This window comes from Halomonas sp. HAL1 (genome assembly GCF_030544485.1).
Taxonomy (GTDB): Bacteria; Pseudomonadota; Gammaproteobacteria; order Pseudomonadales; family Halomonadaceae; genus Vreelandella; species Vreelandella arctica.
This window is the reverse complement of record NZ_CP130610.1, coordinates 409,545-427,037: the sequence shown is the minus strand read 5'-3', so window position 1 is coordinate 427,037 and position 17,493 is coordinate 409,545. Positions and strand designations below refer to the sequence as shown.

General features: G+C 50.4%; 18 protein-coding genes and 1 tRNA gene. 9 read left to right on the top strand and 10 right to left on the bottom strand.

All coding sequences use genetic code 11. From position 1 onward, the window contains the following. Window positions 1–31 precede the first annotated feature (31 nt). Entirely contained in the window at window positions 32–778 is a 747-nt protein-coding gene (phbB, locus tag Q3Y66_RS02035; protein WP_008958741.1) for an acetoacetyl-CoA reductase, read from the bottom strand. Between the two features lie 271 nt (window positions 779–1,049). Here phbB and Q3Y66_RS02030 point away from each other — a divergent pair. Next, window positions 1,050–1,126 (top strand) — tRNA-Met (locus Q3Y66_RS02030). 164 nt (window positions 1,127–1,290) lie between these two features. On the opposite strand, the gene Q3Y66_RS02025 is transcribed toward Q3Y66_RS02030, so the two are convergent. Next, the gene (locus Q3Y66_RS02025; RefSeq protein WP_008958742.1) at window positions 1,291–1,512 is read right to left on the bottom strand and encodes a helix-turn-helix transcriptional regulator; all 222 of its coding nucleotides are present in this window, start codon (window positions 1,510–1,512) and stop codon (window positions 1,291–1,293) included. A gap of 151 nt (window positions 1,513–1,663) precedes the next feature. Between Q3Y66_RS02025 and Q3Y66_RS02020 the strand changes: the two genes are divergently transcribed. The 4 genes from Q3Y66_RS02020 to Q3Y66_RS02005 all read left to right on the top strand — a co-directional run bounded on the left by Q3Y66_RS02020 (window position 1,664) and on the right by Q3Y66_RS02005 (window position 5,480). Continuing rightward, complete coding sequence (locus Q3Y66_RS02020) at window positions 1,664–1,903, top strand: hypothetical protein (RefSeq protein WP_008958743.1); 240 nt, start codon at window positions 1,664–1,666, stop codon at window positions 1,901–1,903. Beyond that, on the top strand, window positions 1,896–3,134 hold the full coding sequence (locus tag Q3Y66_RS02015) for a tyrosine-type recombinase/integrase (protein ID WP_008958744.1): 1,239 nt from the start codon (window positions 1,896–1,898) through the stop codon (window positions 3,132–3,134). Before Q3Y66_RS02020 ends, Q3Y66_RS02015 begins: the two co-directional genes overlap by 8 nt. Beyond that, the gene (locus Q3Y66_RS02010) at window positions 3,121–4,074 is read left to right on the top strand and encodes a TraI domain-containing protein (RefSeq protein WP_008958745.1); all 954 of its coding nucleotides are present in this window, start codon (window positions 3,121–3,123) and stop codon (window positions 4,072–4,074) included. The genes Q3Y66_RS02015 and Q3Y66_RS02010 overlap by 14 nt, the downstream gene beginning before the upstream one ends. Window positions 4,075–4,392: 318 nt before the next feature. Further along, a protein-coding gene (locus Q3Y66_RS02005) for an IS3 family transposase (RefSeq protein WP_085942797.1) occupies window positions 4,393–5,480 on the top strand; the annotation gives its coding sequence in 2 pieces (ribosomal slippage) (window positions 4,393–4,648 and window positions 4,648–5,480; 1,089 coding nt in all). On the opposite strand, the gene Q3Y66_RS02000 is transcribed toward Q3Y66_RS02005, so the two are convergent. Beyond that, complete coding sequence (locus Q3Y66_RS02000; protein ID WP_303319520.1) at window positions 5,477–5,941, bottom strand: B3/4 domain-containing protein; 465 nt, start codon at window positions 5,939–5,941, stop codon at window positions 5,477–5,479. The two genes, Q3Y66_RS02005 and Q3Y66_RS02000, sit on opposite strands and share 4 nt — an antisense overlap. A gap of 44 nt (window positions 5,942–5,985) precedes the next feature. Here Q3Y66_RS02000 and Q3Y66_RS01995 point away from each other — a divergent pair, with 44 nt between their 5' ends. From Q3Y66_RS01995 to Q3Y66_RS01985, 3 genes are all read left to right on the top strand, one after another. Beyond that, on the top strand, window positions 5,986–6,588 hold the full coding sequence (locus Q3Y66_RS01995) for a helix-turn-helix domain-containing protein (RefSeq protein ID WP_008958927.1): 603 nt from the start codon (window positions 5,986–5,988) through the stop codon (window positions 6,586–6,588). A 75-nt stretch (window positions 6,589–6,663) separates the two neighbouring features. Continuing rightward, window positions 6,664–7,458 carry a PhzF family phenazine biosynthesis protein gene (locus tag Q3Y66_RS01990; protein WP_035587174.1) on the top strand — a complete coding sequence of 265 codons (795 nt, stop codon included), beginning with the start codon at window positions 6,664–6,666 and terminating at the stop codon, window positions 7,456–7,458. Window positions 7,459–7,525: 67 nt separating this feature from the next. After that, window positions 7,526–8,143: a LysE family translocator gene (locus Q3Y66_RS01985; protein ID WP_008958925.1), complete on the top strand. Its 618-nt coding sequence runs from the start codon at window positions 7,526–7,528 to the stop codon at window positions 8,141–8,143. A gap of 90 nt (window positions 8,144–8,233) precedes the next feature. On the opposite strand, the gene Q3Y66_RS01980 is transcribed toward Q3Y66_RS01985, so the two are convergent. From Q3Y66_RS01980 to Q3Y66_RS01955, 6 genes are all read right to left on the bottom strand, one after another. After that, a complete protein-coding gene (locus Q3Y66_RS01980) occupies window positions 8,234–9,082 on the bottom strand; it encodes an AraC family transcriptional regulator (RefSeq protein WP_008958924.1) in 849 nt (282 codons plus the stop codon). 72 nt (window positions 9,083–9,154) lie between these two features. Then, window positions 9,155–10,345 (bottom strand): Gfo/Idh/MocA family protein, encoded by a 1,191-nt coding sequence (locus tag Q3Y66_RS01975; RefSeq protein ID WP_238528566.1) that lies wholly within the window; start codon window positions 10,343–10,345, stop codon window positions 9,155–9,157. Next, a complete protein-coding gene (locus Q3Y66_RS01970) occupies window positions 10,345–11,280 on the bottom strand; it encodes a TIM barrel protein (RefSeq protein WP_008958922.1) in 936 nt (311 codons plus the stop codon). The genes Q3Y66_RS01975 and Q3Y66_RS01970 overlap by 1 nt, the downstream gene beginning before the upstream one ends. Window positions 11,281–11,598: 318 nt before the next feature. Further along, window positions 11,599–12,531, bottom strand: a complete 933-nt coding sequence (locus Q3Y66_RS01965) for a sugar ABC transporter substrate-binding protein (protein WP_008958921.1) — start codon at window positions 12,529–12,531, stop codon at window positions 11,599–11,601. A gap of 41 nt (window positions 12,532–12,572) precedes the next feature. Next, entirely contained in the window at window positions 12,573–13,514 is a 942-nt protein-coding gene (locus Q3Y66_RS01960) for a sugar phosphate isomerase/epimerase (RefSeq protein ID WP_008958920.1), read from the bottom strand. 16 nt (window positions 13,515–13,530) lie between these two features. Then, entirely contained in the window at window positions 13,531–14,703 is a 1,173-nt protein-coding gene (locus Q3Y66_RS01955; RefSeq protein ID WP_008958919.1) for a Gfo/Idh/MocA family protein, read from the bottom strand. A gap of 194 nt (window positions 14,704–14,897) precedes the next feature. On the opposite strand from Q3Y66_RS01955, the gene Q3Y66_RS01950 reads away from it, so the two are divergent. Continuing rightward, window positions 14,898–15,920: a LacI family DNA-binding transcriptional regulator gene (locus Q3Y66_RS01950; RefSeq protein ID WP_008958918.1), complete on the top strand. Its 1,023-nt coding sequence runs from the start codon at window positions 14,898–14,900 to the stop codon at window positions 15,918–15,920. Window positions 15,921–15,960: 40 nt separating this feature from the next. Here Q3Y66_RS01950 and Q3Y66_RS01945 read toward each other — a convergent pair whose 3' ends face one another. Beyond that, window positions 15,961–17,442, bottom strand: a complete 1,482-nt coding sequence (locus Q3Y66_RS01945; protein WP_008958917.1) for a sugar porter family MFS transporter — start codon at window positions 17,440–17,442, stop codon at window positions 15,961–15,963. Between the last annotated feature and the right edge of the window lie 51 nt (window positions 17,443–17,493).

Below are 17,493 nucleotides of genomic sequence, written 5' to 3'. Positions count from 1 at the left end.
GAGCTGGTTTTTATCAGCCAGTGGCGAACCACTAGCCCATAAACTGACCACCGTTGATATCAATGTTAGCACCGGTAATAAACCCTGATTCCTTGTCGGCTAAGAAAGTGACCAAGCGGCCAATCTCTTCTGGCGTGCCATAGCGCTTCACTGGGATTGTTTCCCGAATGGCTTCGCGCACTTTTTCGGGAATATTCATGATCATATCGGTAGCGATATAACCAGGCGATACCGTGTTAACCGTGATCCCCTTGGTCGCCGTCTCCTGCGCCAGCGACATGGTCAAGCCGTGCATGCCAGCTTTCGCCGCCGCGTAGTTCACCTGACCAAACTGCCCCTTACGGCCATTGATGGATGAAATATTGATGATCCGACCATAGCCATTCTCTAGCATCATCTCAATGACACTACGGCAGGTATTAAAAACACTGTTGAGGTTGGTATCGAGCACTTCGTACCACTGCTCGTAAGACATTTTCTTCATGGTGCCATCACGGGTAATACCCGCACAGTTCACTAGTACACTGATGGGGCCATACTTGTCATGAATTTCGCGGGCACCTTCCAGGCAGGCGTTGTGGTCAGAAAGGTCGACACCGGACAATTCGATATTGTTATAGCCGTCAGCACGCTGCGTTTCTAGCCAGGTCTTGGCCTTATCGGGGTTGTGGTAACCCGCGACGACCAAATATCCCGCATCTGCCAACGAACGACAAATTGCCGTACCGATACCACCAGTTCCACCAGTTACCCAGGCGACGGGGGCTTGATTGGTCATTGACTACCTCCCTGAAATGACAAATGGCTTGGGTCTAAAAGTATATGGGTTGTGTCACAAGCCATTGTGAATAAGCGCGGTTGCGCCTGTATTACCCTAGTGCATTACTGGCTTGAGCAAGGCACCAACGTAAGCTTTTTGTTATGGCTATCTAAAGCATAGCTGCACTCCTCTCATGTTGCAGCAGGATGCTCGCTACTGCCATAAGCCGAACGTGTTAATACCCCTATTGACTTCATGCTAGATCTCTGTAGAATACGCCACACGTTGATGCGGGGTGGAGCAGTTTGGTAGCTCGTCGGGCTCATAACCCGAAGGTCATCGGTTCAAATCCGGTCCCCGCTACCAATATTTTGAGAGGCAGATCAGTTACTTACTGATCTGCCTTTTTTGTTTTCGTTCGTCTGCTAACTTCCTGTGACACATCTGTGACGTATATGTGACACATTCGCTCCGTTGCTTGCCTTTTAAAATTACTCTTATGACCTTCAGTCAACGATTGTCAGCATTAATCATTTCTCATTTTTCTCATGATCTTCTTGAATTTCAAGCAAATCACCCACCTTACAATTGAAAAGTTTGCATAGCTTATCTAATGCATCCAGCTCGATTCGCTGAGCGGTTTCTTTATAAAGAAGCGTAACAGTATTGCGGTTAAGGCCTGTTTCACGCGCAACATCCACGATCTTCATTTTGTGCTCACCCATCAAGCGCGCGAGATGACAACGAACCATCAAAATCTCCTGTAAATGCTTTTTGTCATCCTGAATGGCAAAAAATGCTTGCAAATGGTATTTTGCTGTCTAAAATGTCATTCAGGATGACATTCTGATACTTGGAATGCCTTTTAGTCACGCAGAATACCACTCCTTCTGGAGGTTTTCGATGGATTCATCTTATACCTATCTCACGACCGAAGAGCTTGCCCAGCGCATCAAGTACGACTGCCGTACTATCCGACAGCAACTAAAAGACAGCGTCCTTATCGAGGGCACCCACTACATCAAGCCATTTGGCCGACGGAAAATTTTGTTCTTGTGGGAAGCCGTTGAAAAAGAAATGCTGAAAGCCGCTCATGGCAACATTTCCATTCCGATGGCAAATGGAGGCTATAGCCATGGGTAAGGTTCGCCAACGTAAAGAGACGGGTAAGCTCTATCTGGATTTTTTCTACCAAGGCCTGCGGTTACGTGAGCAAACTGCACTGAAAGACACGCCTACTAACAGAAAAAAGGTGGAGCAATTACTGGCAAAGGTAGAAGCAAAAATTTTGCTAGATGATCTCGACTATGCTGAATTTTTCCCTGGCAGTAAAAATTTGCAGAAGCTGGGGTTAAATAACGCCGCTAAAAATCAATCTCTTCAACCTGCACAGATCGAGAACACTCAACCGGCTGTGGAGACACCGCTCTTCAACGATTTTTCTGATCAGTGGTTCGACGAAAGCAAAATCCAATGGCGTGCTTCCCACGTACGCAATGTGAGCTCGATCCTGGATAGCTCACTTAAGCCAGCGTTTGGGAAAAAGCACATCGGAGATATCACCAAGGCGGACATCCTGGCGTTCCGCACCAAACTAGCCAAGCGCAGGGGCCGTGGTGCCACGGGGCTGGTATCGCCTAAAACGATCAACAGCCATATGTCCATTTTGCGTATGGTGCTCGATGAGGCGGCCGAGCGTTTCGATTTTGAGACGCCGTACAAAAACATCAAGCCGTTAAAGCTACAGAAGACGCACATCGAGCCATTTTCGCTACACGAGGTGCAACGCATCATCGATAACGTCCGCGCAGACTATTGCAACTATTACACCGTGCGCTTCTTTACCGGCATGCGCACCGGTGAAGTCGATGGGTTGAAGTGGACAAATATTGATTTTGCTAAGCGGGAAATCTTGGTACGCGAAACACTGATTAATGGCGAAACAGAATACACCAAGACCGATGGCTCGCAGCGTGAAATCCCTATGTTTGGTCAAGTGTATGACGCGCTAAAAACGCAGTACGCCGCCACTGGGCATATGAGTAAGTACGTGTTCTGCAATCAGTTGGGGCAGCCTCTTGATCACAATAACGTGACGAAGCGCGTGTGGTATCCCTTGTTGAAGACTCTTGGGCTGACCAAGCGGCGCCCTTACCAAACGCGCCATACCGCCGCGACGCTTTTTCTGGCCTCAGGTGAAAACCCTGAATGGGTGGCGCGAATGCTGGGCCACAGCTCCACCGAGATGCTGTTTAAGGTGTATTCGCGTTACGTCCCCAATGCCACCCGTATGGATGGCTCAGCCTTTGAGCGTTTGCTCGGCAATACCACGCCTACCAAGCCCCAGAAGGAGCAGCATCATGAAACGGCTTGATAACGTCCCTACTCACCTGTCTCGCACCTTCACGGGCACTTATCGCCTTACTGGCCGCGTGGTGGAGTTCGACAACTCGAAAACGCCTTTCTTAAAGCTGCGGCTAAGCGATTGTGTGGGGGATCAAATCGCGGTGCTCAACTTGAGCAAAATAACGGTACCGGAGCGCATCGGCCATCTAGACTTTGTTACCGCTTCCGGAGTGAAGTGTTTGTCAGGCCAATTCTTACTTGATGAGTTTCGCAAGGCGACCCGAGAGGAAGTGATCACGTTGAATACACTGCAGTCGTTGCCGCGAGTGTACTCCCCGATGCCAGAAGTATTCGATAAGTTAGTCGCGACCGTGCAGTCGCTTCAATCAGACTGTCTTCGCGAGTTTTTAACGCGGGTACTGGAACGCAAGGATCGTCTTGAAACTTTTTTGAATGCGCCGGCCAGCGTCAATTATCACCATGCCTACCCGGGCGGCTTGCTAGAGCATTCGCTGAACGTCGCTAATAACGCCGTAGCAATGCTGCGCCTGAACGAGCCTACTATGCCGCGCCTAATGCAGGAAGCATGCTTTGTGGCGGGGTTATTGCACGATATTGGGAAGACCTATACCTACGACTCGAAAGGCAAACCGAACGCCGCCTGGAAGCTTTGCAGCCACGATGCCTTTACCTTGGAAGCCTGCGCCTATGGGCTGGCGTATTTGGATAAGCACGCCCCTGACCTTGCCATCATCCTGCGGCATGTGTGGACATGCGCCTCACCTGGTGCGCGCTACGGCCAGAAAGCAGCCATAACGCTCGCTCGATATATCCGTGATGCTGATGGACAAAGTGCAATGGCCGACAACCAAATGCGAGCGTTTTGTACCAAAAGCCACTGGGGCTTCAGCCGCCTTGGCCAAAATTTATTCTGGCGGCCAGAAGTATCCACCTCACAGCCTCAATAGCACCGCGTATTAAACCGTTCTAATGCCGCCTAAAGTTTCGCTTGGCGGCCTTTTTGTACGCTCTATCTGGGTGGTTTAGCGAAATGATATGTAACACCACCTTACTACATGAAACATCCTTACTCAGAGCTCAAATTATCCGGCCAAGCAACCGGGGAGCCTCCTCAAAATCCAAGTACAAGACCTAATGGTGTCTACGAAACTCGGGGCGATTCAGTTATGGGTTGGCACCCGCTTGTAGGTACAGAGGTAATCCCCCCGAAAAATAATCGCGGTGATAAGTGGAATTTTGTACTCTGAACAGACAGGAGATTCCACATGCGAAAATCACGTTTTACCGACAGCCAGATCATGGCGATTCTGAAGCAAGCCGAATCTGGCGTGCCGGTTCCTGAACTTTGCCGCGAGCACGGTATGAGCAGTGCCACGTTTTATAAATGGCGTTCGAAGTATGGCGGTATGGACGCGTCCATGATGAAGCGCCTCAAGGACCTGGAAGACGAAAACCGTCGACTCAAGAAGATGTACGCCGAAGAGCGCTTGAAATCCGAGCTTCGCCAGGAGGCCCTTGAGGGAAAGTGGTAAAGCCATCTCAACGCCGAGAGATGGCAAAAAATGCAGTTGATGCCGATCGCTGCAGTGTACGGCTGGCCTGTGTGGCCTTTGGTATCAGTGAGACCTGTTATCGCTACCGGGCAAAGCTGAGCCATGAGAACGCGGTGATTGCCGACTGGCTGGTGCGTTTAACCCATAACCAGCGTAACTGGGGGTTTGGGCTGTGTTACCTGTATCTGCGCAACGTGAAGGGCTTCGGCTGGAACCATAAGCGCATCTACCGGATTTACCGGGAGCTGGAGCTTAACCTGCGGATCAAGCCCAAGAAGCGACTGGTGCGGAAAAAGCCGGAACCCTTGTCGGTACCGCAGGTTCTGAACGGCTGTTGGTCTATGGACTTCATGCACGACCAGTTGGCAGACGGCCGAACGTATCGATTGTTCAACGTGCTCGATGACTACAACCGGGAAGGTCTGATCATCGATGCAGACTTCTCGCTGCCGGCAGAGCGCGTAATACGCTCTCTCACGCAGTTGATCGAATGGCGCGGCAAGCCAAAAGCCATTCGCTGTGACAACGGCCCGGAATACATCAGCGGTAAGCTCGTTACCTGGGCAAGGCAGGAAGGCATTGAACTTCGATATATCCAGCCGGGGAATCCGCAGCAGAATGCTTATGTTGAACGCTACAACCGAACAGTCCGTTATGATTGGTTGAGCCATTATCTTTTCGACTCGATCGCTGAAGTACAGGATTTTGCCACACGCTGGCTCTGGACGTACAACCACGAGCGACCGAACATGGCATTGGGTGGGATAACACCGAAACAGAAGGTGGCCATGGCGGCCTAACCAACTCTACTTATCGCTTCGGTTATAAATGGGGGGATTACCGTGTCGAACGATTCCGTTCCGTTGGCAATTACCAGCCTGGGTTCTCCAACATAGGCCGCAATATTCTCGCCACCGACCGGCAAGGCATACTCAATGCTGATCGCGTTGTATAGATCAACGACGGGATCAATGCTCGGTAGGCTGCCATCGCGCAACACCCGCTTGCGTAGAGCATCGGAGGAGCTGGGGGTGCGCTGTGGTTTGGCGCCGAAGGCACGGAACACGTCGGCCCAAGCCGACGAATGTGCCTTGGCCCAGGCAACATCCCCCTCGGCTAGCGACCGGCAGGCACGGGACAGGGCCTCAGTTGCTATACCTGGGTCGGCGATCTTCGCCGCTTCCACACTAATGCTAAGTGCACGAAATCCCGGTGCGATGCGAGATATCCCTGAATCGATTGACGGTAAGACAACATTCATTGGAGAATCACTCTAGTGACCATTTTATTCTATGATAGTGACCAATGACCAATAAAGTCAATATAACGACCGACCCCGGAGCCGATGCACAATTCATCAGCCAGGCCGTCGCCACCAAGCTCAAAGCGTATAGAAAAGAACAGAAGCTTTCCCTCGACGAGCTATCCCGGCGTGCGGGCATCAGCAAGGGAATGCTCGTCGAGATGGAGAAAGGGCTCGCCAATCCCAGTATCGCTAGCTTGTGCAAGGTAGCAGCAGCACTCGGCATATCGGTAGCAGATATCGTGAATGTCGCCAGCCCTCCGGCGGTGCACCTTATTGAGAGCCAGGACATCCCGACGCTATGGACGGGCCCCAAGGGAGGCACCGCTCGGCTGCTTGCGGGTACGAGTGGCCCCAATATGATCGAGATGTGGCGTTGGGAGATGCAACCTGGGGAGCTATTCAAGGCGCTCAGCCATCCGAATGGAACGTATGAGCTGTTTCATGTAGAGCAAGGAGAACTGAGGATAGAAGTCGGTGAAACCGAGCTTGTCGTTCCAACTGGCTGTTCAGCCGTGGCAAGGACGGACGTACCCCATCTGTACGCTAATGATGGCGAATCCAGGCTTGTCTTTATGATGACCGTTGTTGAACTTCACCAATAGGTAACGGTAGTCAGAGGTTTCAATATCTTATTTCCAAAAGGCATGGACCCCAATTGCAAAGAGAGAATGCTTACTATGTTCCTTAAGATGTACCAGGTTGACGCCTTTTCTGACCGGGTCTTTGGCGGAAACCCCGCTGCCGTTCTGGTACTTGAAGACTGGCTGCCGGACAGCCTGATGCAGTCTATAGCTTCAGAAAATAACCTTGCGGAGACGGCCTTCGTGAAGCGCGCCGGTGACGGCTGGAACCTGCGGTGGTTCACACCTACGGTGGAAGTGGATTTCTGCGGCCACGCCACGCTTGCGACCGCGCATATTCTGGTAACGGAATATGGCATACCGGGACCGCTCTCGTTTTCAGCCCGCGTCGGACATCTGAAGGTTGAGGTGAAAGAGAACGGCTACCTGCTCGATCTGCCGTGCATTCCTCCGGAAGACTTGGCGCAGCTTCCAGACATTATCAGCCCTATCTTCAGTAATCAGGCTGAGAGCTGGTTCAGGAATTTCGAAAATATCTTTGTGGTGCTGTCCGGTGAAGATGCGGTCAGAGCTTGCCAGCCTGATTTAAGCGCACTTGCGGGACTGGGGCCGGTCGGCGTTGTGATCACGGGTCAGAGCACGAGCAGCCAATATGACTTTGTCTCGCGTTACTTTGCGCCGGGGGCGGGCATCCCGGAGGATCCGGTGACCGGCTCAATACATGCCACCCTGGTTCCTTACTGGGCAGAGAAACTGGATAAAAAGTGCCTTTCTGCCTGGCAGGCCTCCCAGAGAGGGGGCCATCTGGCCTGCGAGCTGAAAGAAGACAGGGTAGTTATCGAAGGGAAGGCAGCCACATTCATGAAAGCGGAGATTTGCCTGCCGGCATAATGGCCTGAGCACTTAGAATTTGAGGTCGCCAATCTTGCATATTCATTAATTTATACCGGAGACCATTTTGACTGAATTACTAGCTGTTATCACTATTACTCTACTGGCCGTTATCAGCCCGGGACCGGATTTTGCAATGGTTTCTCGCAACAGCCTCATTCTGTCGCGCCGTGCGGGCCTGCTCACGGCATTCGGGATTGGGCTGGGCGTTCTCGTCCACGTTTCATATACGCTGCTCGGCGTGGGTCTGTTGATCCAGCAGTCGCTCTGGCTGTTTAACGCCATCAAGCTGGCCGGGGCCGTTTATCTAGTTTATCTGGGCGTTAAAATGCTCCGGACAAAGCCGGGCAGCACAGTGTCTGACAACCGTGTTGCCCCCCTGTCGGATCTGGCCGCCCTGCGCACCGGTTTTCTGACAAACGTGCTGAATCCCAAAACCACTATTTTTATCGTCAGCCTGTTTATGCAGGTGGTGAAGCCAGAGACGCCGCTCATGGTACAGGCTGGCTATGGCCTCTTTACCTCGGTGGCACACATAGTATGGTTTGGCCTAGTGGCACTTTGCTTTTCAGCGGGTATCATCCGTGACCGCTTACTAGTAGCGCGTTACTGGATAGACAGGATCTTCGGCGGCCTGCTGGTTATTTTCGGGGTACTGCTGGCGACGGACAGCCGATCGCGTTAAGCGTGCCGGCGCGACCGTATCTTCATAATCAAGAAATAGAGTAAGGATTAAAGATGGATGTAAGCTGGGAAGCATTCAGGGGTGACAGCCCTACTTGCCAAGATAATATTTTCTGTAGGTACTAGGTGGCACTCCAACAACCTTCTTGAAAGCAGTATTAAAGTAGCTGGGATAATGATAACCAACCTGCTCGGCTACTTCGGTAATACTCAGACCTGTATTAATAAGGAGAGTCTGCGCCTCTCCCATTCGGCGCCGAATCATATAGTGGATAGGTGAGCAGCCTACTGAGGCCTTGAAGCAGTGAGCAAGGTGATAGCGACTTACTTTAAAACGCTTAGCGAGAGCCTGAAGATCAAGCTCGTCGGCATATCGCTCATCAATAAAACGTCTTACTTCCTGTCCAAGGTCGTAACCTAGAATATTAAGCTGCGCGTCAGGTTGAACCGTCATACGATTTACTAATTGAATCAACGCTTGCAACAAATGATGACAAATATCAGCGCTTCTACTAACTTCGACATGATCATATAGCAACTGCATCAAACTTTTAATTGAATCGTAATGCTCGCCGCTGCTAAGCACAGGTTGATCCTGCGCAGATATAAGGTGGTTGGCAGGCAGCCCTCGAAGTTTAAGCCCTTGAAAACCACAACAATAGGCCACAACACCGACGCTTGGCTGAGCAGACTCATCATGTAATGTACCACTGTTATAAATCAGCACGTCGCCGTCTTGAGTAGCATACTTCTGGCCGCCAATTATGTGGGCTCCCTGCCCTTCGCTGATAAAAACGATTTCAGTACAGTTGCTATGGCGATGCATTGTTCGCGGCATCTCGCTCTGCTTGCCTTCAACCATGCACATATAGAGCAACTCACCGGGCTGTTCAACCACCAGAGAGCTACTACGGTTAGGTTTCTTAAAGCGCTGAATCACGGCGTTAGCCTTATTCTTAACGGTATTAAAATATAACCTAGTAGCTCAAGGTAGCTTCAAACTCTAGCCAAGTCAGAAATAATCGACCCAAGTCGCTCCAGCATCGGCAGAACGCACGCAGTTCTCTACCCAACGCACGCCTTCTAACCCTGCATCAATACCCGGCACCCCTAGCGCTTCAACACCAGCAACATCATTACGATCCATCGCCTCCATAGCGAGTGCAAAGCGATAGTAGAGGTTAGCCCACGCTTCAAATAAACCTTCTGGATGACCAGCGCCAATGCGATCATCCTCCCGCGCTTGAGGATAGAGATACTCCATGCCTCTTTCGAGGAGACGCACAGGTTCACCTTGCACTTCGTAACGCAGCTGGTTGGGATGCTCATCCCACCATTCGATACTTGCTCGAGAGCCCACGACGCGAACTTTTTGCCCATGCATGGAGCCAGCGTTGACTGCCGAAGCCCACAAATGCCCCATGGCACCACCCTCATATTCCATAAGTACGTAAGCATTATCCTCAAGCGGTGCCCGGCTGGCGACAAAACTTTGCCGAGAACAAAGCAACCTTTTGATGCGAAGCTCTGGCAACATCATTTCTGCAATGTAATACGGGTGAGTTGCCAAATCACCTAGCACATAGCTGGGCCCGGCGTAGCGAGGGTCGACCCGCCAACGGGTGCTGGGGCTGGCATTCTCAACGGCTTCGCTGTGGAAGCCATGAGCAAACTGCATATGTACCATGCGAATATCACCGAGAGCCCCGTTGGCTATCATCTCTCGGGCTTGGCGCACCAGCTGGTGGCCCGCATAACCATAGGTAACACCTACGATGCAGCGGTTCTCTGTAGCCAACGCCCGGAGCTCTTCGGCCTCTGTCACATTGAAGCATAGAGGCTTCTCACAAACTACGTGCAAGCCAGCCTCCAACGCTGCCTTACAGATGGCGAAGTGGGTGTTATTGGGCGTTGCGATGGAAACTGCCTGAATACCGTCCTCTCGTTTCGCCTCCTCGGCAAACAGCGTCTGGTAGTCTGGGTAGCAACGCTCGGAGGCTAGCCGTAGCGACACGCCAAACTCACGACCCCTTGCTGGGTCGATGTCGAATGCACCGGCCACCAGCTGAAAGCTATTGTCACGCAGCGCCGCACAACGATGGATATAACCGATCTGACTTCCTTGGCCGCCGCCCACCATCGCCCAACGAACTGGCACAGTCACTTTTGTATCACCCTGTATCATGGTCTTGTATCCTGTCATCAAAACTCGTTCTGAAAGCCCCGGCGTTTCAAATACTCTAAGCTGGCTGTAACGTCGGCGAGGCTACCATCGGCATCGCGAGGGTCGCGCTCCTGTTCAATCGTGATATAGCCTTTATAACCAATCTCTTGAAGGAGTTGATAGATAGCTTCGTAGTCGATAACTCCTTCTCCAATCGGACACATGACTCCACGTGCGCAGGCATCAAAAAAGTCCACTTGGCTGGCCATGACATTTTCAAAGATTTTTGGCTCAATATCTTTGAAATGCAGGTAATCTATTCGGTCAGCATGGTCGCGAATCCAGGTTACGGGATCCATGCCCGAATAGTAGAGATGGCCAGTATCCAGGCACAATCCAGCTGTGTCATAGGAAACATCTGCCATCAATTGCAGTATTTCATCCTCAAACTCGATGTACCCTCCAGCATGGGGATGAATGACGGCACGGATGCCATACTCGCGGCTAGCTAGCTCAGCAATGATGCGAATATGATCCATGAGGGTGTCCCACTGCACATTATCTAGACGCGGCGCTTTGTCGGAGTGGCCCGCATATAGACTGCGCTCATCATGAACATGGTCGATCAATACCAAGTAGGGTGCAGGGTAGTCTTTGCCTGGCTGACTTGGTAGCTCTGGAAGCTGTTTCAGGAAGGTACAAATTTCATGAGTCTGACGAATAAGGTTATTTCGATTGGCGGGATCAACTAGGTCATCAAAAATAGTACCCGCGACGACTTTCAAACCACGCTCCTCAAGCATTTCTCCAAGGTGCCCTTGAGCTAGCGGCAAGTAGCCGTAAGGCCCAAGTTCTAGGCCCTGGTAGCCCGCTTGTGCGGCCTCATCCAGCACTTTCTGCCAGGGTGGTAAATTCGGGTTATTAACGTCGTCGACGCCCCAACAACAAGGCGCGCTGGCGATTTGCATGCTCATTAAGTGCCTCCTATACGATTATTTTTATACCTGACGGTTCTGATTCAGGCTTTATTAAAACAGTTATTCACGGCACTCACTGTCACTTTCTTGTTATTACTAACCTCACATTAAAGAAAATTATTATTAATAATCAGATATTTAACAATAAAAACGGTATTACTCACTGCTACTACTACATATTCTTGCGATTTTAAAGCATCAAGCAGGATGCCTCTATTTTGTGCAGCCACCATGCAGGCTTCAATGCGCCAAATCTAATATCAGGCACCCAAAAAGAAGCATGGGCACCTGGCCCATGCCACTGGCGACAATAACTTAGTTACGTCCGATGTATTCGTCTAGGTTATCTGGTGTTACTAACTCAAAAGGTACCCAAACGGCGTTATCGACATCTTCTCCTTCGATAAGCCGGTTCAGCGTATTGACAGCTCCCTCCCCTTGAGCTGGGCCATTCTGGAAAACGGTGATATCCAACTCGCCAGCCTGCATGGCAGACAATGCGTCGCTGGTGGCGTCGATGCCAGCAACGATGACATCATCCATGTCGTAACCAATGTTTTTTAGCGCCTGGATAGCGCCGATAGCCATTTCATCATTATTAGCAATCACAGCATCGAACTCGAGGCCTGAAGTCAGCCAATTCGTCATCAAGTTATTCCCTTCGATCCGCTGGAAGTCAGCCTCTTGCTGCTCCACGATCTCAAGCCCACTACACTCTGGAGTAGCGATGACATCATGCACATCCTGGGTACGAACCTCGGCGGCGTTGTCGCCTAACGTGCCCATCATGACCAAGAGTTCCCCTTCTCCACCTAATTGGCGGCAGACCTCCTGAGTTTGCAAGGTGCCAGACTCTTTTTCATCAGAACCGACAAAAGCCTGTCCCTCGGGCAGCGACTCAATATCGACGGGCTGACGATTAACATAGACCAGTGGTATACCCGCATTGGCAGCAGCTTGGCTCATGGCACTAGTGGAGTCAGAATGTACAGGGTTGACAATAATGCCGTCGACTCCCCCTGCAATGAAGTTTTGTACTTGGCTAAGTTGACGGCCAATATCGTTGCGAGCATCTTCAACATTTATGTCCATGCCCTGTGCTTCTGCAGCCTCTTCAAGGCTCTCGCGCAAACCGATGATGAAGCGTTCATCAAGATTAAAGAAACTTACGCCAATGTTGAGCTCTTCGGCTAACGTCGGCGCACTGACCAATGTCATCATAAGCGGAATCATACTTAGCTTTTTCATGGTCTAATCCTCTTGTTATTGTCTTCTTTAATGAGAGGTGGTTACTTGCTTATAGTTTGCTGTAGCGCATCAATCGAAGACTGAATGCCTGCTTCTGTAGACATTGTGAAGTCTTCCATTTCGAGGCTAACCCAGTCGTTGTAGCCCAGCATGCGAACAACAGAGAAAAACTCTTTCCACCATTGCAGGTCATGCCCAGCCCCCACAGCTACATAGTTCCAGGCGCGGTTGACCACATCGGTGACCTCTCGCAGTTCGAGCAGTCCATTCACATCAGCCAGTCCGCGCTCAATTCGAGTGTCTTTACCATGGACATGATGAATGGCATCGCCCAGAGCTCGGGCAGCCGCGATTGGGCAAGCCCCTTTCCAGAACAAATGCGATGGGTCTAGATTCATGCCCACTTTGGGGCCTACTTCGTCGCGTAGACGGAAAAGCGTCTCGGGGTTCCACACCAGCATTGCCGAAAAATTCTCCAGGGCATATTTCTCAACCCCCACTTCATCGGCTAGCTTGACCAGTCCGTGCCAATAAGGAAAAGCGCAATCTTCCCACTGATAGCGGTCGCGCTCAGGCATCTCTTCCGGCCAGCTTTTGGTGTAAACCAGCCAATTGGGCACGCTGTCGCCCGGTGCTGCTGCCGGCAATCCTGACATGGTGACGACTTTCTTTATTCCAATCTCGCCAGCAAGACGGATGGTTTGTTCAATTTCTTTTCGGTGCCTCTCGCCTAGTCCACCGGGATCGAGAGGGTTTCCAGAACAATTAAGTGCAGCAATGTTGAGGCCCCTGGCTTCAATCTCACGCATTTTTTTGTTCAGAAGACTCTTGTCAGCCAATAGCTCATCAGCACGAAAATGGGAAGCTGGTGACCAGCCGCCACCTGTCATTTCAATGCCTTCAACCCCTAGTTCAATGCACTTGTCGAGCATATCGGTGAAGGACAGATCCGCCATTACGTCAGTACAAATAGAAAGTTTCATGATATAGCCTTTATCTTTATTGGAAATCGACCCATGCCGAACCAGCGTCAGCAGAACGTACGCAGTTTTCGAGCCAGCGCACGCCTTCAGTCCCCGCCTTAATACCGGGGTAATGGTGAGTGTTAAGAAACTCACTATCACCGCGCTGCTTGGCATCAATAGCCTGGGCAATCCATAGATAAATATTGGCCCAACTATCGCCCAGACCCTCGGCATGCAGTGCGCCCATGCGATCAATCGCCAGGCTCTCCTCTTCGAGATAAGGCATGCCATGGTGTAGGGTGCGAGGAGGCTCACCTTGCACTTCATAGATCAACTGATCGGGATGAGCATCTGACCACTCAAGAGAAGCTGTGGAGCCCACAAAACGGTAACGCTGAGAGCCCATATGGCCCGCGTTAACTGATGACACCCAAAGTCGGCCACGGGCACCGTTATCGTAGTGAGTCAATACTGTGGCATTGTCTTCAAGCGGCTGCCGGGTCGGAATAAAAGCCTTGCGATCGCAAAGTAATTTCTCGATCTTTAAATGTGGCAGCACTACCTCGGAAAGATAATAAAGATGGGTACCAATATCCCCTAGCACGAAGGTAGGGCCAGCGGTTTCAGGATTAGTGCGCCATTTAACGGCTTCCCCGGCGTTTGCATCATCTCCAGAGTTGAAACCGTGGGTATATTGCATGTCGACGATACGGATATCACCCAGCATCCCTTTCTGTACCATCGCGGCCATTTGATGCACTAGAGGATGACCCGAGAACCCATAGGTAACGCCTACGATTAAATTCTTGTCGTCGGCAAGCACAGCAATCTCTTCGCACTCCGCAACGGTGAAGAACAGTGGTTTTTCGCAGATCACATGTAAACCGGCGTTCAAGCACGCTTTAGTGATTTCATAATGGGTAAAGTTGGGTGTGGCAATGGAAACAACTTCAACGCCATCCTCTCGATTTGCTTCCCCATTGATAAGATCCTGGTAGGTTGCATAACAACGATCTGCGGACACCCCTAGATTCGTGCCAAAATCTCTTCCGCGCTCAGCATCCAGATCAAAAGCACCCGCTACCAACTGATAGGTGCCATCACGCAAGGCACCAGTACGGTGCTTATAGCCAACCTGACCAGTGCGGCCACCGCCTACCATTCCCCAGCGTAGTGGACGTTCAATTTTCTTTTCGCCGTTTAACATGGCATTACACCTTCTTGTCAATTGTTATGTTCAAAATCTCTTTTCTCACTGAGTAGCTATTGCAACCGGTTGCAATAAAATCCAAATAGGGAGTGATTGCTGAGAAAATACGCTGTGTTTGCTAAACTCACCATCAAGCTGCACCCGGTTGCAAAAAGACTAGACTGGAACAAAAATTCCGTCAAGGGTAAAAAATGATCAAAAAGTCCAAACCTGAGAGTGAAATGGGTTATTCGAATAAAGTTACTGCTAGCGACGTAGCAAAACAGGCAGGTGTGTCCAAATGGACGGTGTCTCGTGCTTTTTCTCAAGGAGCTTCTATCTCTCCCAAGGCTCGTGAAAAAGTACTGAAGGCGGCAACAGAGCTTGGTTACCGCCCAAACTTGTTGGCGCGTAGCCTCACTAAACGCAAAACCCGTCTCATTGGCTTAGTTGTGGATGAAATGGACAATCCGAACCTTTTACGGTTGATAAACGAAACAAGCTTAAAGCTCCAGAAGCGTGGATATCTCTCGATGCTGATCAATATCTCCGAGCTTGGGGAACAAGAGAAACAGATTTCACTTGCTGACCAATTTCAAATTGATGGGCTAATTTTTCTAGGCACCGCCTTGACCGAAGAACTGGTAGACCTAGCTCAGAAAATTCAGCATATTCCGTTGATCGTTCTTTATCGCAACAGTAATACCCCTCATATCCAGGTTGTTTCAACCGACGGGTACAGTGCTGGAATCCAGATCGCCACGTTTCTGGCAAGGCAAGGCTACCAACGTATTGGTTATATGAGCGGACCAGTTAGCGAGTCGACGCAGCTCAACCGCTTAGAAGGATTCCGGGATGGCCTTGCCAAGCATGATCTAGAGGTCGATTTAATCTTAGAAGCTGGCCACTATGGGCGCGAAGCGGGCTTTAATACGCTGAATCAGTACTTGGCAACTCTAGGCGGGAGTCTCCGTATTGAAGCCCTATTTTGTGAGAACGATATTCTTGCTATCGGTGCGATTGACGCGCTGCACAATAGAGGAAACTCAAACAGAATCGGTATTGTGGGCTTTGACGATATAGACGAAGCATCCTCTCCTCACTACGCACTAACCACCTACCGGCAACCATTAGAGCAGTTGGTTGACGAGGCAATTCGTCGCTTAGAGGGAAACAAGGAAGCAACGCGCCAACTTCTCTTGCCTGGGGAGTTGATCATCCGTCAATCCCATTAAATGAGCGAGGCAGTCATTGCCCCACTTTATCACTTGTGATTTAGCGCACAGCTTCTGCCAGGGTTTGGTTATTGACGCGAAGTTGGTTGCTGCTACCGCTACGCTTAGCCAACACATGGTCTTCCATATGTTCCAAGGCAACCCCGTTAGTTTCTGGCAGAAAGCGACGAATAAATAAATAAGCCAGCACCATCAAACCAGCGAATATCCACATTGGGAAAGCCCCATGAAACTGCTCATTTAGCCAGGTATTCTGGTTTAACACAGGGAAACCTTGGCCGATTAAGAAGTTGCTTATCCAAAGTACAGTAACCGATAGCGACATGCCAAACGCACGCATTCTATTTGGGAATATTTCCGAAACGATAATCCACGCCCCCAGCGCCCAGGAAAACGCAAAAAACAACATAAAAATCAACATGCCGGCCAAAGTGAGATAGCCCTGAACAATAGCCGCATCTCCGCTAAGGCCAGCCGAACGATAGAGGAAGAAAGACGTTACCAGTAAGCCGACAACGCAGCCGAGAGTGCCAACCCGAAACAGCGGTACACGACCAACTTTATCCATCAGCATCATGCCAATCAGGTTGCCAATTAATTGGACAACGCCGATCCAGATAGTAAGAAACATAGCGACTTCGGTATTACCGGTTACATTACCGAGAACTACCGGGGCGAAATACATCATCACGTTAACGCCGCTAGCCTGTTGGAAGAATGCAATTAAACAGGCAATGGATGCAATAAACCAAAAGCGACGATCACGAATCAAATCGCTTTTGCGGTCAGCCTGCTGGCGACGTAGTCGATCACTTTCCAACGACTCATGCACTTCCACAAGAACGCTTTTAGCATAAACTGTCCCCCCAATGCGGCTTAGGGTTTTCAGCGCTTCTTGATCACGGCCCTTCATAACCAACCAGCGCGGGGACTCTGGAATAAAAAATACAATCAGACAAAATAAGATACAGGGCAAAACCTCTGAGCCAATCATCACACGCCAGCCCACATCGGTTAGCCAAGCATCGGACGCACCTTTAGCAATCAAGTAATTGACCACAAAAATTACAACTTGGCCAAAAACAATAGCAATATTCTGCATACTAAGTGCACGGCCACGAAGGCTCTTCGGCGACACCTCGCTCATATACATCGGTGAAACAGCCGAGGCGAGACCAACAGCAATACCGCCAATGAAGCGATAGACGATAAACCAATAAAAAGTGGCCGCCAGGGCGGCTCCGATCGCAGAGACCGTAAACAACAATGCGGCAATGATAAGCGTTTTTTTGCGCCCTAATTTTGCAGCAACGGCGCCGGAAGCAAAAGCACCTATAATACAACCAATAGCAACGTTGGAAACCGCCCAGCCCGTCTCAAATGAGCTAAGGTCGAAATAACGCTGTATGGGTCCAATCGCACCCGAAATTACCGCTGTGTCATAACCAAACAAAAGACCACCTAACGCGGCTACACCACATATCGTCAGTAGGTACCTTAGATTGTACTTAGTCGTTTTCATGCCGAGTTTCCTCGTACGTATGTTTTGTATTTATTGATATGGATATTTCCG

Coding starts and splice junctions, on each gene's coding strand:
- phbB (WP_008958741.1), bottom strand. CDS start 778: ATGACCAATCAAGCCCCCGTCGCCTGGGTAACTGGTGGAACTGGTGGT.
- Q3Y66_RS02025 (WP_008958742.1), bottom strand. CDS start 1,512: ATGGTTCGTTGTCATCTCGCGCGCTTGATGGGTGAGCACAAAATGAAG.
- Q3Y66_RS02020 (WP_008958743.1), top strand. CDS start 1,664: ATGGATTCATCTTATACCTATCTCACGACCGAAGAGCTTGCCCAGCGC.
- Q3Y66_RS02015 (WP_008958744.1), top strand. CDS start 1,896: ATGGGTAAGGTTCGCCAACGTAAAGAGACGGGTAAGCTCTATCTGGAT.
- Q3Y66_RS02010 (WP_008958745.1), top strand. CDS start 3,121: ATGAAACGGCTTGATAACGTCCCTACTCACCTGTCTCGCACCTTCACG.
- Q3Y66_RS02000 (WP_303319520.1), bottom strand. CDS start 5,941: ATGAATGTTGTCTTACCGTCAATCGATTCAGGGATATCTCGCATCGCA.
- Q3Y66_RS01995 (WP_008958927.1), top strand. CDS start 5,986: ATGACCAATAAAGTCAATATAACGACCGACCCCGGAGCCGATGCACAA.
- Q3Y66_RS01990 (WP_035587174.1), top strand. CDS start 6,664: ATGTTCCTTAAGATGTACCAGGTTGACGCCTTTTCTGACCGGGTCTTT.
- Q3Y66_RS01975 (WP_238528566.1), bottom strand. CDS start 10,345: ATGACAGGATACAAGACCATGATACAGGGTGATACAAAAGTGACTGTG.
- Q3Y66_RS01970 (WP_008958922.1), bottom strand. CDS start 11,280: ATGAGCATGCAAATCGCCAGCGCGCCTTGTTGTTGGGGCGTCGACGAC.
- Q3Y66_RS01965 (WP_008958921.1), bottom strand. CDS start 12,531: ATGAAAAAGCTAAGTATGATTCCGCTTATGATGACATTGGTCAGTGCG.
- Q3Y66_RS01960 (WP_008958920.1), bottom strand. CDS start 13,514: ATGAAACTTTCTATTTGTACTGACGTAATGGCGGATCTGTCCTTCACC.
- Q3Y66_RS01955 (WP_008958919.1), bottom strand. CDS start 14,703: ATGTTAAACGGCGAAAAGAAAATTGAACGTCCACTACGCTGGGGAATG.
- Q3Y66_RS01950 (WP_008958918.1), top strand. CDS start 14,898: ATGATCAAAAAGTCCAAACCTGAGAGTGAAATGGGTTATTCGAATAAA.
- Q3Y66_RS01945 (WP_008958917.1), bottom strand. CDS start 17,442: ATGAAAACGACTAAGTACAATCTAAGGTACCTACTGACGATATGTGGT.